Origin of the sequence: Helicobacter suis HS1 (assembly GCF_026000295.1) — a bacterium.
GTDB lineage: Bacteria > Campylobacterota > Campylobacteria > Campylobacterales > Helicobacteraceae > Helicobacter > Helicobacter suis.
On sequence record NZ_AP026769.1, the window covers coordinates 864380 to 880449 of the forward strand.

A 16070-nucleotide genomic window follows, 5' to 3' on the forward strand; every position below is an offset into this window, starting at 1 on the left:
GTTAAAGGATAACTACATGGTTTTTGGAGTAAAGGGGGGTGTGGTTGGATTTTAACGCAATATAAGAAGTGTGATACAATCAAGTGTGCTACAATCAAGGTAAAAAGATAACTCCAGATGATAACTAAAAAACCAAATGCACCTATTAACCTTGGCGATACCAGTTTTAGGCGCAAAGAGATCGTTGGCGATTATAAAACCCTACTTCAGGGACTATGTGATTTACACCTAGAGTGGGATATACACAACGGGTCGCAGGAAATGTTTTACCGCTATGTGTTAGAAAGTGGTCTTATTAAACCACCAGATAAGGATATTAGCCATGCAGAGCAAGCCAAGCGGGCAAGAACCTACAGCAATGCACTTGTTAAAATAGGCTTTATAGACCATAAGCGGGTATTGACCCCAGCAGGTTTAGCCTTTTTACACAATGAAATTAAATTAGATTTCTTAGAATCCTTGCTAGGCTTAAAACAAGATAATGTTGCTTTTTTACGGCAACTTTTCAAGTTAGAGGTTCATCAAAATGGGAGCATTATTTATTTTTACCGCATAGCTCTTGTACTTCTGCTTAGATTTTACAAAATCCCGCTAGATCACTTCTGTAAGATTTTATTAAGTTTAGAGCCCAAGCAACACGCAGGGACATTAACAAGTGTCCTTGATGGCTACCAAAAAGTTATAGAGAATAAGCAAGACATCTATGCCTTTATCAAACAACTCCACATAAAAAGTAAAGAGGTGCATTTTACAAATGATAAGATGCAAATAGAAAAATTTAACATCTACTTTAAAAACCGCAAAAGCCAAAATTCAACAGTTCTTTATTGGCAATTTTACCAAGCTTGCCTAAACTTTTATAACGCCAAAACCCCCACAAACCTAGAAAACTTATACACAATCGGTTCTAATCAAGTTGTTATCAAAGCTTTTGGTTTTGGCAAACCTCTGTTTGTAAAATCGCTTGTAAGTGGAAAAGATAATATTTTATTTGGTGCGCCCAACTTAGAAGAGTTTAACCGCCAATTCTACGAAAGATATCGCGACTCAAGGCATTACGACCAAGTGCAAGAATACAGCGATGTACTCATACGCATTTTTAGAGTTTCAGGGCTTATTAGTTTTAATAACAACCTAGTTAGCCTAAAGCAAAGGGAAGTGATCCAAGAAATCTTTAGTTCTGAAAATCAGATCATCTTAGATGCGCAATTCTCACCCCCTACAAACGCCCTTAGCCTTTATCAAGACCTTTCCCTAGTACAAATCCTAAACCTAGAACAAAACGCCCTAGAGAGCTTTGAGAAGCGTATTAGAGCTAAGTGCCAAATCCCCTCTAAAGTCTCTACACAAGATTTTTTTAAAAACCAATATGAGCGCCAATTTGAAGCCAAAATAGAGAGTCTCTACACAGATAGCCAGCTTTGCGCCCTTTTAGGTATGTTTGGCCACAAAAGCCAACATAAAAAGATCCAAGAGATCACCACAGATAACGCTAGTGTGCCAACTATCTTTGAATACATCGTTGCTCTTGTGTGGCATAGAATCAGTGGTAAGGACTTTAATTTGCAAGATAGCATGAAATTGAGCCTAGATGCCGATGGCTTGCCCCTATTACATGCTCCGGGTGGAGATGGCGATATTATTGCACGCCATGCTACTTTTGATACCATGCTAGAGGTTACTCTTATGGATAAGAACGCCCAAAAGCGGGGAGAGTTAGAGCCTGTTATCAGGCATGGTGCAAATTTAAGTGCCCAAAACAACCAACAAGGGCGTAAGTCTTATGTTTTTTTCATAGCCGATACTTTAGATGTTAATGTCATCAATCTTTTTAGAGCCAGCGCCTACGCGCAACTCCAACATACCCGTCAAAAAATCAGCACAAATGGGGTTAAAATCTTTGCTTTAAATACCAAGCAACTTGGCTACCTCTTAGAAAAAAAGCCCAACTACAAGGCATTAATTGCCACCATTTTTAAAGACTACAGCTATAACAACCCTAAACCCATAACTTACCAGTGGCATAAAGAAGTTTGGCAGGCTGTAAAAGCCCTATGTGTGCCATGAAAACCTTTAGCATATCCAACCGCCGTTATTTGGGGGGTAAGGCGCACATGCTAGGCTTGATAGAGCAGGTCGTGCGCACACATACACATGGCTGCAAGAGTTTTGCTGATCTCTTTGCAGGTACAGGTGTTGTCGCCCATCATTTTAACCCAAGCTTTGACATCGTGGTTAATGATATTTTGGCGTGCAATCACTACGCTTATCTATGCTTTTTCTCGTATATGCCCTATGATAGGGGCTTGATTTTGCATCTACTCACACACTACAACCAAGTTACAGATTTAGCCGACAACTACTACAGCCAAACATTTGCTAACACCTATCTAAGTGCTGCAAATCTTAAGAAAGTGGGCTTTATTCGCGATGATCTAGATCAAAAACTTAAAGAAAAAGAAATTAATGAGCGGGAACACTCTATTTTACTAACCTCTCTTATTTATGCCATCGATCGAATCGCTAACACCGTGGGGCATTATGATGCCTACCGCAAAAATGGGGCGCTAGAAATATCCTTAGAGTTGCGGATGCCAACCATTGTTAATACCCATAATACCCATAATCAAATTTTTAACATGGACGCTAATGTACTTGCTAAGCATCTACAAGCCGACATTGTCTATTTAGACCCCCCCTACAACTCGCGCCAATACGCCAACGCTTACCACTTTTTAGAAAACATCGCTCGCAACACCAAACCCCCCGTCTTTGGAAGTGCGGGCAAAATGGATTTAAGTAGTTTAAGAAGCCAGTATTGTCTAAAAGATGCCAAAGAACACTTCAAAGAAATCATAAACACACTCAAAGCCCGCTATATTCTCTTTTCCTACAACAATACCAATGGCGCCAATCCCCGCTCTAACACTAAAATTAGCGATACTGACATTTTAGAGATTTTGGGGCAAAAGGGCGTGGTATCTGTCTTTAGTAAGGATTGTACCCCCTTTAGTGCGGGTAAATCTGCTATCACTAACCACCAAGAACGGCTGTTTTTATGCGCTGTTGATCCCTATAAACTTAGGCATAGTTTAAGAAATCCACAGACTAAGATAAAGCTTGATTCAATCTCCTCTTAACTACACGGGAGGTAAATTTAGACTCTTGCCCCAAATACTCCCCAAATTTCCGCCCCATATCCACACCTTTTATGATATCTTTTGTGGTGGGTTTAATGTGGGGGCAAATGTCAAGGCACATAGGGTGTTAGGCATAGATAAGAACAAATCCTTAATTGAGCTTTTATCTTATATCCAAAACACCTCCAATTTAGAGGAACAAATTGATCAGATTATCGCTACACATGGACTCAGCCAATCTAGTCTATGGGGTTACTCCCACTATAACACCACTTCTAACACAGGTTTGGGGGCGCATAATAAGCAAGCGTTTTTAAAGCTTAGGGAGAGCTATAACCATAGCAAAGAGCCCTTATTGTTACTCGTGTTGGTGATCTTTGCTTTTAATAACCAGATGCGCTTTAATAACAAGGGGGCTTTTAATTTGCCTGTAGGCAAGCGGGATTTTAATACAAGGCTTAGGCACAAATTACAGCTTTTTCAAGAAAGGATACAGGGGAATTATTTCTCATGCATGGACTTTAGGGCGATGGACTTAAACGCTGTGTCATCTAATGATTTTTTTTACCTTGATCCGCCCTATCTCTTAGGTTGTGCGCATTATAACGAAAATGGAGGGTGGTCTTTAGAAGATGAACTAGATTTATTGCACTTTTTACAAAAAGTTAGCCACAGGGGTATTAAATTTGCGCTTTCTAATGTGCTTGAGCATAAGGGGGCAAAGCACCAAATGCTTTTAGAGTGGTGTGGGGCACAAAAGTGGCACATACACCCTTTAACATACAGCTATGCTAATTCTAGCTACCAAGCTAAACATAAAAACACCCCAAGCCAAGAAGTGTTGGTTACAAACTACTAGATTGAGGGTAGCCTATAGCAATGAGAAGTTTTACCATCAGCGCTATAAAGCCCCTAGTTTTGAAGGCGGTGAGTGTGTTGCAGAATTTAATAAGGATTTATAAGCGCTTTAAAATATCTGCAATCACCCTTTCTGGGCTTTGATTGGCATTGATTCGGTGGTGTGCCATAGAGTCATAACGGCTACAACGCTTTTGATAAAGGGCGTGTAGCTGTTCTGTTGTTTTAAAAAGAGGGCGGGGAGTAGAATCATTTATTAGGCGTGTATAAAGAACTTTAAAATCTAGGCATAGATAGATCAAAACACCTACTTCTATAGGGGTAAAAATGGGTAATCCTCCCCCTGTGGCAATCACTAAGGGGGTTTGTAATTGGCTAATTTGACTGACTAATTCTTTTTCTAGTTTTCTAAAATAGCCTTCTGAATATTTGTTAAAGATTTGTGTAATCTCTAAGCCTTCTTGGGCGCTGATTTGTAAATCTGTATCTAAAAAGCTACAGCCTAACATTTGTGCTAAAAGCGCGCCTATAGTACTCTTGCCACTACCCATAAAACCAATGAGCCAAATTTTAAAAGAGTGAGGGGCCTGCATAAATGCCTTCTATACTATCCTCAATTTCTAAAAGGCGGTTGTATTTAGCCGTGCGCTCGCCACGAGTGGGCGCACCTGTTTTAATCTGCCCGGTGTTAAGCGCTACTGCAAAATCAGCGATAAAGCTATCCTCACTCTCCCCGCTACGATGACTCATCACACAGGCATAACCTGACTTTTGCGCTAGGTGCATGGTTTGAATAGTTTGTGAGAGTGTGCCTATTTGGTTGGGTTTAATTAAAATCGCGTTGGCTAGTTTAGCCTCAATGCCTTTTTGTAAAAGTTTGCTATTGGTTACAAAAAGATCATCGCCTACTAATTGGACTTTTTGCCCTAATTTAGCGCTTAGTTCTGCCCAGCCGCTATAATCCTCCTCGCCTAAAGCGTCCTCAATAGAGACAATGGGGTATTTTTCTAGCAGTCTGTCATAATATTCAATTAGCGCGCTTGCTTCAAGTTCTTTATTTTCGCTACTCAGCACATAACGCCCCGCAGGATTCATTAATTCACTACTGGCTATATCTAAAGCCAAAGCGATCTGTTCACCGGGTTGATAACCCGCCTTTTCAATGGCTTTTAAAATCCAATCCAAAGGTTCTTTATTATTTTTAAAATTGGGCGCAAATCCGCCTTCATCTCCTACGCTAATGGGTTGTTTGGCCTCTACTAACATGTTTTTTAGTGTGTGATAAACCTCCACACTGGCGCGTAAAGCCTCTTTAAAACTTTCAAACTTAAGAGGCATGATCATGTACTCTTGAAAGTCTAAGTTATTGTTAGCATGTGCGCCCCCGTTGATGATATTTAGCATAGGAGTGGGCAGTGTCAGGCCATTAATGCCTCCTAAATAACTATGGAGGGCTAAATGTAAAGAGCAAGCAGAGGCGCGTGCTAAAGCCAAAGACACCCCCAAGCTAGCATTAGCCCCCAAATGCGCATAATTTTCTGTGCCATCTATTTTTTGCAATAAAGAATCAACATGGCTTTGGTTATAAGGATCTAAACCCACTAAAGCCTCTTGAATCACCCCCTCTACAAAACCACAGGCTTTTAAAACCCCTTTGCCTAAAAAGCGCTGACCGCTATCCCGTAATTCTAACGCCTCTCTCTTGCCTGTGCTAGCTCCACTAGGTACAATGGCCACACCCACAGAACCATCGCTAAGCATAACCTTAGCCTTTAGAGTGGGATTACCCCGACTATCTAATACCTCACTGGCTAAAATCTTGTAAATTTGCATGAATCTCCTTATTTAAAAGGGGCATATTAGCAAAAGATCAATAGCTTTTAACATGGCTTGAGTAGAAACCTTAATTATTAAGCTGTACTCAAACAAGTACAGCAAAAGAATTTAAGAAAATTCTAAAAATGATACACATAATTTAAGTAGGCTGCTACATTGCGCCTAAAACGAATAGTTGTTTTAGAAGCTCCAGCAACCCCCCAAGCAGCATTCTCTTTAGGACTAGAATAGGTGTAGTAAGGATTATCAATTGTAGGGATTTTTACACCTAATTCAATACCATTGTGTCGGGATAACTGAGCCCTAAAGCCTAGATTAAAAATAAATTGTACAAAGGTGGGTGAGAAATTGGCTGTAGTGCCTTTTATTTGTTGTTGGGCCAGTTGGCTATAATACGCATTCATCGTAGTACATGACCTAAATAGCTAAATCTACACTGTCCAAACTGCCCACTTTTACCCATTAACCAGCTACTCCCTCCCACCATCGCGCCTATAAAGACTCCAAAACTATGCTCGTTTTTTTGATAAAGATTAAATAAAATGTCCATACCCACCCCATAAAAGAGATTAGCTGCAGGTTGTGTGTATCCAAGGGTACTGTTTTGGTTTTGCCAAATACTACCTCCCTGTCCGCTAAAAGTAGCGTAATAGCGTAACCCCAAATGTTTTTTAGCTCCAAAAAAGTGTTTATAACCTAGCATAATATCTGCGCCATAAAGATCGCCATTGGACTTTTGCATGGTGGCTGTGCCCGGAACAAGGATAGGGACTAAACCGATGTTTTTAAGAGTCTCTGGTCCTCTGCTTTCTTTTTCTATACTTTCAAAATTAGAATAGATAACCCCCCCTTCTAAGAAAACACCGTTTTTTTCGGCATTTAAGGGAGTAAACAGGAGAGTATTAAATTGGTTAGCAGCGCTTAGTTTTAATTGATCCTCACCCTTAGCAATAATGATAGAGGAAGCTTTAAATAAATAAAGCACTCTTTTACTCACCGCTAGCTCTAGGGCTTTTTGGCTATCTGCTGTTAACCTGCAAGTTCTACCATATTCAATTAAACTACTTTTGTATTGTGGAATAGGTGCAGAACTCTACGCAGACTACCTTCGCATAGCTTCTAGTGTGTTCAAAAGGTGGGCAAGCTAATGCTAAAAAAGTAGAAATTTATATCCGTAAAGAAATGGCAGACTTTGATATTACAAAGCCCCGTTTTACCTTTGAGGAAAAATACCGCCCTGTGAGTTTTATTAATCAGCTAATTGCTCTAAAAAGTAGTTTTTGATAGACTGGCTAGCTTGGATTTTATCGCGGTGAGCCCCGCGCTGTGGCTCTAAAATAATATCATCAATTAAATTGGCTTTTTTTAGATCAGTAGGGGTGATCTTCATAGCTTTAACGGCTACTTCAATTTTACTTGGATCATTCCATAAAATGGCCGCACACCCCTCAGGGGAAATGACGCTAAAGATAGCATACTCCATCATAGCCAAACGATCGGCTATAGCAATGGCTAAAGCCCCCCCACTCCCCCCTCTCCAATAATAATAGAGATTATGCCACGTTTAAGGCACAGGCAGATAAAATGTCTAAGGATTTTATCAGTAAGGATAAGAAAAATAGAGATACGCCTTTATGGAATCTAGAAAATGGGGTGAATGCTTTCATGATGGGCAATTACGATTCTTCTGTAAAAACACTAGACATGGCTAATAAAACCTTTGATACGAATTATAAAAATATGGAAAAAGGGATAGCCAAAGCAGGGGCGGCTACTTATGGTTCAGCGGCTAATATACCTTATGAGGGGCATATGTATGAATGGACATTAACCAACTACTACATGGCACTTGACTATATGTTTTTAAACAAAAAGCAAGATGCTAGAGTGGAATTTAACCGCACCATTGAGCGGCAAAGACGCATTAAAGACGCCTATAGAAAAGAGATCGCCAAAGCTCAAGAACAAGCGGAAAAAGCTAAAAGTAAAAATAGCAATAAATTTACGAGCATGCTAGCTGGGACTAATCAAATGGATGTAGAGTTAAAACAAACTTACTCTAATCTAGAAAAATTTAAAGCCTATGATGGGTTTATTAACCCTATGGTGAGTTATGTGAGTGGGCTATTCTTCTGTAGCAATAAAGATGCAAAAGGGCTAGATGATCTCAAAGAGGCTTATGGGGTGAGTCAAAACCCTGTTGTGGCACAAGATATTAAAAATTTTAAACACGGTTCTAAAGAAAAATTTACTTGGGTGATTGTAGAGGATGGCAAACAGCCCACACTTAAAGAATACAAAATAGACGCTATCAATCTTGCCCTACCTCTTTTAGTACCCGGAGAAGATTTTCATAAAAGTTTCCAGCTTGTGGTAGAAAACAAAGTACAAAATTTATCCGTACTCTCTAATTTTGGCGCGATTGTGGGTAAGGAGTATCAAACAACCCTCCCTACTATCAAAGCTCGCGCGATCACCTCTGCTATTTTAAAAACAGGTACAGAGGAAGGATTAAAAGCAGCAGGCCAATACGCGGGGGGTTATGGAGGTCTTGCTGCAAGTATAGGAGGAGCAGCCATGCATGCGGCTAACAAAGCCAGTACAGCAGCAGATACCAGAAGTAGTAATATTTTCCCCAATATTGTTTATGTGGGGCGGATTAAAAACAGCGAGGCAAATAATTTTGCGCTCAATGTAGATAATAACCCTAGTTTACATGCTACTTTTCATATGATTACCTGCGATGCTGAGCATGGAGCTAGTTTAGCGCATGGAGCTAAAGATCACCAAGTGTGTATCAACACCAACAATATTATTTTTGTTAGAAGTCTCCCTTCCTCACTTAATGTTAAAGTTCTCTCTTTGCGCTAGTTAAAAGGGCGTTTTTTCTTGCACTCCAAAATAAGGGATAAATGATAAACCTCTCTCTTAGAGAGGTATATACTCTTATAAAAAACTTTGCTAGTATAGTAACCCTGTTTCTAAAGCCCGCGCGTCTTTAAATAAAAAAGGATAAGCGCGCATACAGAGTCAAAAGCCGTTATTATTTTCTTACCATTGCCCTTTAGCGCAAGAGTACATAAAACCTAAAATTGCTAGTAAATAATCTAAACAACAGACTAGTCTGCACAACTAACACTAAAATCAGCGCACACACCCCCCACAGAATGCAAGCCCATTTCCAATCTTTACGAAACAAAGGAACAAATGGACAAAAAAACAACATCGTCCAACTGAAGCCAGCTTCATATATTCTATTATTTCCCGTTCTATCTGTTAGAATAATTTTTCCAGCCATCTAGATCTCCCTAATATCTTTCGTATTTTTAACTAAGAGTTCCAAACTCCCAACTTTTCTACAGCCATTTACCTAGAAAAAAGATTAAGCGCTAATGATTATTTGACTGGCTTTGATCATGGCTATTACTTTATCTCCAATTTGGAGGGCTAGATTTTTAATAGACTTATTAGTAACCATTGCGCTTAGTTTGTCGCCCCCTATAGTTTTTATCATCACCTCAGTATTTATCATGCCCTCTTTTATCCCTACAACTTCCCCCTTAAATTGGTTAGCAGCGCTTAGTTTTAATTGATCCTCACCCTTAGCAATAATGATAGAGGAAGCTTTAAATAAATAAAGCACTCTTTTACTCACCGCTAGCTCTAGGGCTTTTTGGCTATCTGCTGTTATAATAGCTTTGATAATCTCTTTACTCTGTAATTCCCCCACTATTAGCGAATTGACTACACCTTCTTTGATCTCAACAATCTTAGCTTCTAGTTGGTTTCTTGCACTAAACATTGTACTTTCCTTTATAAAGTCTAATTTTAGTTAACTGCGTCTTTAAGTAAAAGCCCCACAGGCCATGAGTTTTTGGTAACGCAATTCTAAAAAGTCCGTGTTTTTGATGATAGCTAATTGCTCTAAAAAGTAGTTTTTGATAGACTGGCTAGCTTGGATTTTATCGCGGTGAGCCCCGCGCTGTGGCTCTAAAATAATATCATCAATTAAATTGGCTTTTTTTAGATCAGTAGGGGTGATCTTCATAGCTTTAACGGCTACTTCAATTTTACTTGGATCATTCCATAAAATGGCCGCACACCCCTCAGGGGAAATGACGCTAAAGATAGCATACTCCATCATAGCCAAACGATCGGCTATAGCAATGGCTAAAGAGGAAATATTAACCACCTCCAATAATAATAGAGATTGTGGGTACTTTAAGGGCTGCAAATTCTTGCAAATTTTTAGCAATGGCCTCACTCTGGCCTCTCTCCTCTGCTCCAATACCCGGATAGGCCCCTGCTGTATCTACTAACATTAAAATAGGCAAGTTGAATTTTTCTGCAAACTTAGCGCTTTTTAAAGCCTTACGATAACCCTCTGGATGGGGCATGCCAAAATTACGCCTTAATTTATTTTTCGTGCCCCGCCCCTTTTCCTCAGCAATGACTACAACACTGACATCTTCAATTTTACCAATAAAACTTACAATGGCTTTATCATCGCTAAAGTGTCGGTCTCCAAAAATTTCATACCTATCTTTGAGAATTAGCTCAATATAATCCATCGCATAGGGCCTATCTGGGTGTCTGGCTAACTGGAGTCTTTGGTAGTCTGTGAGATTAGAATAAATAGATTCGGTTTCTTTAGCCAAACGCTTTTCTAAAATCTCCTTAGCATCTACATCTCCTCTAATAGTGGCCATTTCAACATCTTCTTGAAGTCCCTTGATTCGATTCTCAAAATCTAAATAGACCGCCACTTTGCTATCTCAATCCTCAAATGGTTTTAAATATAACCACCCCATTAGTGCCACCAAATCCAAAGGAATTACTCATAACAGCCTCTAATTTAGCCTCTCTTGCTTCGTTGGGGATATAGTCTAAATCACAACCCGGATCGCGCACCTCTTGGTTAATGGTAGGGGGCAATATCCCTTTTTGCATGGCCATAATAGACACAATAGCCTCAATAGTCCCTGCTGCTCCTAAGCAATGCCCTATTTGTCCTTTAGTTGAGCTCACAGGAGGCACTTGATCTCTACCACCAAAGACATTTTTTAAGGCAATGGTTTCGTATAAATCATTATAGCTTGTGCTAGTGCCATGGGCATTGATATAACCTACCTTAGCCCCCACTTTAGCCGCCATATGTAAAGCTTGTTTCATGGCTCTATAAGCCCCCTCACCCTCAGGTGCTGGCGCGGTGATATGGCTAGCATCTCCGCTTTCACCATACCCTACTAACTCTGCTACAATGTGCGCCCCTCTTTGCTTGGCATGCTCATATTCCTCTAAGATCAAAGCCCCCGCACCCTCTCCCATTACAAAGCCATTACGCTCCTTATCAAAAGGTCTGGAGGCTTTTAGGGGTTCCTCATTGCGATTAGACAAGGCACGGATAGAAGCAAAGCCTCCAATACCTACAGGACAAATTGTTGATTCTGCTCCCACCACTAGCATGCGATCGGCCCCTTCTAATATGATCGTCTTATAGGCCTCTATAATCGCATGGGTACCAGCCGCGCAGGCAGTAACGCTGGAGAGATTGGGCCCCTTAATGCCATATTCTATAGAAGTAAACCCACCAATCATATTCACAAGGGCGGAGGTGATAAAAAAAGGATTAACTTTTCTGGGACCTTTATCATAGCAGTAAATAGAGTTTGCCTCTATATTGCCCAAGCCTCCAATCCCAGATGCAGAACTCACGCCCATTCTCTCAGCCCATTCTTCCGGACATTTGCCCTCTTGTAGAATTTGGCTTTCAAACATGGCTTCTTTACTGGCTAATAAAGCTAGCTGGATAAAACGCCCTGCTTTCTTAATATCCTTCAAATTCATAACAGAGGCAGGATCAAAATTTGTGATCTCAGCTGCAATTTGTACAGGAAAACCCGTAGCATCAAAACTGGTGATCTTTTTTACGCCACACTCCCCGCGCGCAATGGCTCCAAAAGCGCTTTCCTTATCTAGTCCCAGGGCATTCACCATTCCCATACCCGTTACCACAACTCTACGCAAAAGAACTCCTTCTAACCACGCGTGCCTAACATTTCCTAAAAATTTTCTTTATGCTAATTTGTTCTCTTCAATGAATCGAAGCGCATCGCCGACCGTTTTAATTTTTTCAGCTTGCTCATCAGGAATCTCAATCCCAAACTTTTCCTCTAGTGCCATAATCAGCTCCACCACATCTAAAGAGTCTGCATTCAAATCTTTAATAAAATCCGCCTCTTCAGTAACCTGCGACGCGCTCACATTTAACTGCTCTACAATCACCGCCTGAACATCTTCAAACAAAGCCATAAAACCTCCTAAATTAGTGTAAAAACTTTTAACAAGCAAAAATTCTAGCTTAAAAATCCTTCAAAATCCCAAACCATGCCTACTTGTGCTCTAAAATATCTGCAATGCGATACAAAAAGTAGATGATCACTAACAGCAAAATTACAACTAAATACGACATCACTTCTCCTTCTTTAGTTTTTTCTTATATAAGCTTTCTTCATCACATATATAAACCCCCATTTACCTTTAAAACCTCTCCTGTGATGTAGCTAGATAAATCACTAAGCAAAAACGCCACAGCCCCCGCTACTTCTTGTGGTTGTCCTAGCCGTGCTAGAGGGATAGTTTTTAAATAACTTTCCTTCACTTCCTCTTTAAGGTTAGTCATGTCTGTATCAATAAAACCCGGAGTAATACAATTAAAACGGATATTGCGCAAAGCCCCCTCGTAAGCAAAAGATTTAGTCATGGAAACAACCCCCCCCTTACTGGCTGCATAGTTTACCTGCCCCATGTTGCCTCGTTCTGCAACTACTGAGGAAATATTAACCACACTCCCAAATCTTTGTTTTCCCATTACCTTTAAAGCTTCGCGACACCCCACAAAAACAGATTTCAAGTTGGTTTCTAGCACTTGCATGAACTCCTGCGTTTTCATGCGCACGGCTAATTTATCTAGTACAATCCCTGCATTATTGACTAGATAACTCAAACCCCCATCAGATTCTACGATAGTTTTAATCCCCTCTATAAAAGCCTCTTCTTGGCTGACATCAAACTTAATCACGCCAGCCCTGCCCCCTTGCTGCTCAATCTCCTTTTTCAGATTATCCGCACTCTCAGGATAGTTGCGATAATTAATCCACACCTTCAGGGGTTGTTTATTTTTATTTGTATAACCAGAGAGCAAAAGGGCGATCGCGCGCCCAATCCCCCTAGTTGCTCCTGTAACTAACACATTATGCCCGCTAAATTCCATAACTACCAACTACAGCTTTGACTCATAACGCCTAAGCATATACAAGCGTCTCAAGATTTTCTTTTTTGCATTGATTTTTTGTCTTTTGCGCTTTTCAGTTTTAGATTCAAAGAAGCGCCTCGCGCGACACTCGGTTACTACCAAGTTGCGATCAGTTTGTTTTTTAAAACGCCGGTAGGCTTCATCAAAACTATCTGTTTCCCTGACTTTAATCCCGGGCATGCTATCACCTACTTTCTCTACTCAAATATCCGCGATACTAGCAAAATCTTTGTAAATTTAACCTAAAATTTAAAAGAATTTGGCTATAATGATGTTTTTTGAGTGCTCATAGCTCAGCTGAATAGAGCAACAGGTTGCGGTCCTGTAGGTCGGGGGTTTGAATCCCTCTGAGCACACCACTTTTTAATATCCCTGTTCAATCATCGCATCAGCTACTTTTCTAAAGCCCGCAATATTAGCCCCCAAAACCAAGTTTGTTGGATCGTTAAACTCTTTAGCTGTGTGTGCGGTATTTTGGAAAATATCTTTCATGATAGTGTGTAACTTTTGATCCACTACCTCAAAACTCCAAGGGTGCATGCTTGCATTTTGTGCCATTTCTAACCCGCTTACAGCCACCCCGCCTGCGTTAGCAGCCTTACCCGGACCATAGCAAATTTTAGCCTCTAAAAATGCCTGTGTTGCTTTGCTACTAGAGGGCATGTTAGCCCCCTCAATCACACATTTACACCCATTTTGCAAAAGAGTTTTAGCATCTAACTCGCTTAATTCATTTTGAGTAGCGCTGGGGAAGGCCGCAAAACAAGGTACACTCCATACCCCATTTGTGCCTTTTTTATAATCTTTAGCATCGGTGTATACCGCGCTCTTTTTGTGCTTAGCATATTCAGAAACACGCCCCGCTTTTACTTCTTTAATCTCTTTGAGTAATTCAAGATCAATTCCCTCTTTATCATAGATCATGCCATTAGAATCGCTAGCTGTAACAGGAATTGCCCCTACTTGGTAGAGTTTTTCAATGGTGTAAATAGCCACATTGCCACTTCCAGAGACACTACATATTTTGCCCTCTAAGTCTTCTTTACGCTCTTTTAACATCTCTTGAGCAAAATACACACACCCATAGCCGGTGGCCTCTTTGCGTACTAAACTCCCACCCCAACTTAAACCTTTACCTGTAAGCACACCATCAAAGCAATTCATGATCTTTTTATAACGGCCAAACATGTAGCCAATCTCACGCCCCCCAACTCCAATATCCCCAGCTGGTACATCTACTAGTGCGCCGATGTGGCGGTATAACTCGTCCATAAAGGCTTGGCAAAAGCGCATGATTTCTGCTTCACTCTTACCTTTTGGATCAAAATCACTCCCTCCCTTAGCACCGCCCATATTTAAAGTGGTGAGGGCATTTTTAAAGATTTGCTCAAAACCTAAAAACTTAATAATGCTCTCATTAACGCTAGGGTGAAACCTTAAACCTCCTTTGTAGGGTCCAATAGTTGCGTTAAACTGGATACGACATCCTCTATTAACACGCACCTTGCCCGCATCATCAACCCAAGTTACACGGAAAAAAACCTCGCGATCAGGCTCAATCAAGCGTTCTAAAATGGCGTGTTTTTCATACTTGGGGTTTTTATTAAGCAAAGGGGCTAAAGAGTGGAGAATTTCTGCTACGGCTTGGTTAAACTCTGGCTGGTGTGGATATGTGCTTTTCACCCTTTTTAAAACTTTTTCAATGTACATGCAACTCCTTTTGTGGTTATTTAGTCTTTACAAAATAGGCAACTTGGGCGTATAATAAAACCAGAACACCAACGATACGGAAATACAATGGACATTTACCAGTACAGCGAGTTACTTAAGGGACTACAAAATAAATGCCATAATATCGCGCAAATCATCAAACCAGAAGGGCTAAAAGTCCAACTAGAGCAAATCACTCAAGAACAAGTTGATCCAGCCTTTTGGCAAGATAAAACACTAGCCGCCCAAAAAAATCAAGAAAAAATGCGCATAGAGAGGCTTTTACAAACCTATGAACACACCAAGCATACGCTAGAAGAAGCTTTAGAATTATTTGAATTAATCCAAGAAGACACCCAAGCACTTACTCAACTCTTTGAAGAAGCGCCTAAACTTGCTGCCCGTGTGCAAAGCATGGAAGTGAGTGTGATGTTAGCTAACGATCAAGATAGTATGGATGCCATTGTAAGTATCCAGCCGGGGGTAGGGGGGACAGAGAGTCAGGATTGGGCAAGCATGCTTTATAGAATGTATTTACGCTGGGCAGAACGCAAGGGCTTTAAAGTAGAACTTTTAGACTACCAAGAGGGCGAGGAAGCAGGGATTAAGGGTGTGGCTTTTGTGATTCGTGGAGTGAATGTCTATGGCTATATGAAAAATGAAAATGGGATTCACCGCTTAGTGCGCATGTCGCCCTTTAATGCTAATGGCAAACGGCATACTAGCTTTGCTAGTGTACAGGTGAGCCCAGAAGTTGATGATGATATTAATATTGTGATTGAGGAAAAAGATATTCGCGTTGATACTTACCGCGCGAGTGGAGCAGGCGGGCAACATGTTAACAAAACTGAATCAGCCATTCGCATCACGCATTTTGCTACCGGTATTGTGGTGCAGTGCCAAAACGATCGCAGCCAACATAAAAATAAAGCTATGGCTTTAAAGATGCTTAAATCCAAACTGTACGAGTTAGAGTTGTGCAAACAAAGAGAACAAAGCAATATGGAGGAAAAAAGCGATATTGGTTGGGGACACCAGATTAGAAGTTATGTATTAGCTCCCTACCAACAGATCAAAGATGCCCGTAGTGAAATCGCTTATAGCAATGTGGGGGCTATTTTAGATGGGGATTTAGACACGCTTATGGAAGATGTTTTAGTCAGTAGAGCTAAGCCTAATGGCTTTGTACCTATGGTTTAGCTATCCCTGAT

The 16070-nt window shown here is 40.6% G+C and carries 16 protein-coding genes, 1 tRNA gene and 2 pseudogenes; 7 read left to right on the forward strand and 12 right to left on the reverse strand.

What is annotated here, in order from left to right; genetic code table 11:
• Positions 1–117 precede the first annotated feature (117 nt).
• The 3 genes from OO773_RS04730 to OO773_RS04740 are packed head-to-tail and all read left to right on the forward strand — an operon-like array spanning position 118 to position 3999.
• A complete protein-coding gene (locus OO773_RS04730) occupies positions 118–2067 on the forward strand; it encodes an AlwI family type II restriction endonuclease (protein WP_006564165.1) in 1950 nt (649 codons plus the stop codon).
• The gene (locus OO773_RS04735; protein WP_050780164.1) at positions 2064–3140 is read left to right on the forward strand and encodes a DNA adenine methylase; all 1077 of its coding nucleotides are present in this window, start codon (positions 2064–2066) and stop codon (positions 3138–3140) included. Before OO773_RS04730 ends, OO773_RS04735 begins: the two co-directional genes overlap by 4 nt.
• On the forward strand, positions 3121–3999 hold the full coding sequence (locus OO773_RS04740) for a DNA adenine methylase (protein ID WP_064430206.1): 879 nt from the start codon (positions 3121–3123) through the stop codon (positions 3997–3999). Before OO773_RS04735 ends, OO773_RS04740 begins: the two co-directional genes overlap by 20 nt.
• A 97-nt stretch (positions 4000–4096) precedes the next feature.
• Here OO773_RS04740 and OO773_RS04745 read toward each other — a convergent pair whose 3' ends face one another.
• The 4 genes from OO773_RS04745 to OO773_RS04760 form a co-directional block, all read right to left on the reverse strand.
• Entirely contained in the window at positions 4097–4591 is a 495-nt protein-coding gene (locus OO773_RS04745) for a shikimate kinase (RefSeq protein WP_006564164.1), read from the reverse strand.
• Positions 4569–5831, reverse strand: a complete 1263-nt coding sequence (eno, locus tag OO773_RS04750) for a phosphopyruvate hydratase (protein WP_006564163.1) — start codon at positions 5829–5831, stop codon at positions 4569–4571. Before eno ends, OO773_RS04745 begins: the two co-directional genes overlap by 23 nt.
• A 122-nt stretch (positions 5832–5953) precedes the next feature.
• Entirely contained in the window at positions 5954–6238 is a 285-nt protein-coding gene (locus OO773_RS04755) for an outer membrane beta-barrel protein (protein ID WP_050780163.1), read from the reverse strand.
• On the reverse strand, positions 6235–6831 hold the full coding sequence (locus OO773_RS04760; RefSeq protein ID WP_264828450.1) for an outer membrane protein: 597 nt from the start codon (positions 6829–6831) through the stop codon (positions 6235–6237). Before OO773_RS04760 ends, OO773_RS04755 begins: the two co-directional genes overlap by 4 nt.
• 125 nt (positions 6832–6956) lie before the next feature.
• Here OO773_RS04760 and OO773_RS04765 point away from each other — a divergent pair, with 125 nt between their 5' ends.
• Positions 6957–7118, forward strand: coding sequence for a hypothetical protein (locus tag OO773_RS04765; RefSeq protein WP_264828451.1), 162 nt, complete (start codon positions 6957–6959; stop codon positions 7116–7118).
• On the opposite strand, the pseudogene OO773_RS04770 reads toward OO773_RS04765, so the two are convergent.
• Positions 7093–7403, reverse strand: a pseudogene (locus OO773_RS04770) (acetyl-CoA carboxylase carboxyl transferase subunit alpha); the annotation flags it as partial. The gene OO773_RS04765 and the pseudogene OO773_RS04770 overlap by 26 nt on opposite strands.
• 15 nt (positions 7404–7418) lie before the next feature.
• On the opposite strand from OO773_RS04770, the gene OO773_RS04775 reads away from it, so the two are divergent.
• Positions 7419–8705: a hypothetical protein gene (locus tag OO773_RS04775; RefSeq protein ID WP_264828452.1), complete on the forward strand. Its 1287-nt coding sequence runs from the start codon at positions 7419–7421 to the stop codon at positions 8703–8705.
• Between the two features lie 511 nt (positions 8706–9216).
• Here the strand turns inward: OO773_RS04775 and OO773_RS04780 are convergent.
• The 6 genes and pseudogenes from OO773_RS04780 to rpsU all read right to left on the reverse strand — a co-directional run bounded on the left by OO773_RS04780 (position 9217) and on the right by rpsU (position 13329).
• Positions 9217–9636, reverse strand: a complete 420-nt coding sequence (locus tag OO773_RS04780; RefSeq protein ID WP_040499298.1) for a TOBE domain-containing protein — start codon at positions 9634–9636, stop codon at positions 9217–9219.
• 42 nt (positions 9637–9678) lie between these two features.
• Positions 9679–10600: pseudogene (gene accA / locus OO773_RS04785) on the reverse strand (acetyl-CoA carboxylase carboxyl transferase subunit alpha).
• A 16-nt stretch (positions 10601–10616) separates the two neighbouring features.
• Entirely contained in the window at positions 10617–11831 is a 1215-nt protein-coding gene (locus OO773_RS04790; protein WP_232087295.1) for a beta-ketoacyl-ACP synthase II, read from the reverse strand.
• 78 nt (positions 11832–11909) lie between these two features.
• On the reverse strand, positions 11910–12146 hold the full coding sequence (gene acpP / locus OO773_RS04795) for an acyl carrier protein (protein ID WP_006564869.1): 237 nt from the start codon (positions 12144–12146) through the stop codon (positions 11910–11912).
• A gap of 202 nt (positions 12147–12348) precedes the next feature.
• The gene (gene fabG, locus OO773_RS04800) at positions 12349–13107 is read right to left on the reverse strand and encodes a 3-oxoacyl-ACP reductase FabG (protein WP_006564868.1); all 759 of its coding nucleotides are present in this window, start codon (positions 13105–13107) and stop codon (positions 12349–12351) included.
• A gap of 9 nt (positions 13108–13116) precedes the next feature.
• On the reverse strand, positions 13117–13329 hold the full coding sequence (gene rpsU / locus OO773_RS04805) for a 30S ribosomal protein S21 (RefSeq protein WP_006564867.1): 213 nt from the start codon (positions 13327–13329) through the stop codon (positions 13117–13119).
• 102 nt (positions 13330–13431) lie between these two features.
• Here rpsU and OO773_RS04810 point away from each other — a divergent pair.
• Positions 13432–13508: transfer RNA gene (locus OO773_RS04810), tRNA-Arg, on the forward strand.
• Between the two features lie 4 nt (positions 13509–13512).
• On the opposite strand, the gene gdhA is transcribed toward OO773_RS04810, so the two are convergent.
• Complete coding sequence (gene gdhA / locus OO773_RS04815; RefSeq protein WP_006564866.1) at positions 13513–14859, reverse strand: NADP-specific glutamate dehydrogenase; 1347 nt, start codon at positions 14857–14859, stop codon at positions 13513–13515.
• 87 nt (positions 14860–14946) lie between these two features.
• Between gdhA and prfB the strand changes: the two genes are divergently transcribed.
• Positions 14947–16059: a peptide chain release factor 2 gene (gene prfB / locus OO773_RS04820; RefSeq protein WP_034376323.1), complete on the forward strand. Its 1113-nt coding sequence runs from the start codon at positions 14947–14949 to the stop codon at positions 16057–16059.
• Positions 16060–16070 lie beyond the last annotated feature (11 nt).

Bases quoted from the DNA above. Each gene is read 5' to 3' on its own strand.
- OO773_RS04730 (WP_006564165.1), top strand. From the start codon at position 118: ATGATAACTAAAAAACCAAATGCACCTATTAACCTTGGCGATACCAGT.
- OO773_RS04735 (WP_050780164.1), top strand. From the start codon at position 2,064: ATGAAAACCTTTAGCATATCCAACCGCCGTTATTTGGGGGGTAAGGCG.
- OO773_RS04745 (WP_006564164.1), bottom strand. From the start codon at position 4,591: ATGCAGGCCCCTCACTCTTTTAAAATTTGGCTCATTGGTTTTATGGGT.
- eno (WP_006564163.1), bottom strand. From the start codon at position 5,831: ATGCAAATTTACAAGATTTTAGCCAGTGAGGTATTAGATAGTCGGGGT.
- OO773_RS04755 (WP_050780163.1), bottom strand. From the start codon at position 6,238: ATGAATGCGTATTATAGCCAACTGGCCCAACAACAAATAAAAGGCACT.
- OO773_RS04775 (WP_264828452.1), top strand. From the start codon at position 7,419: ATGTCTAAGGATTTTATCAGTAAGGATAAGAAAAATAGAGATACGCCT.
- OO773_RS04780 (WP_040499298.1), bottom strand. From the start codon at position 9,636: ATGTTTAGTGCAAGAAACCAACTAGAAGCTAAGATTGTTGAGATCAAA.
- OO773_RS04790 (WP_232087295.1), bottom strand. From the start codon at position 11,831: ATGGTGAATGCCCTGGGACTAGATAAGGAAAGCGCTTTTGGAGCCATT.
- acpP (WP_006564869.1), bottom strand. From the start codon at position 12,146: ATGGCTTTGTTTGAAGATGTTCAGGCGGTGATTGTAGAGCAGTTAAAT.
- fabG (WP_006564868.1), bottom strand. From the start codon at position 13,107: ATGGAATTTAGCGGGCATAATGTGTTAGTTACAGGAGCAACTAGGGGG.
- rpsU (WP_006564867.1), bottom strand. From the start codon at position 13,329: ATGCCCGGGATTAAAGTCAGGGAAACAGATAGTTTTGATGAAGCCTAC.
- gdhA (WP_006564866.1), bottom strand. From the start codon at position 14,859: ATGTACATTGAAAAAGTTTTAAAAAGGGTGAAAAGCACATATCCACAC.
- prfB (WP_034376323.1), top strand. From the start codon at position 14,947: ATGGACATTTACCAGTACAGCGAGTTACTTAAGGGACTACAAAATAAA.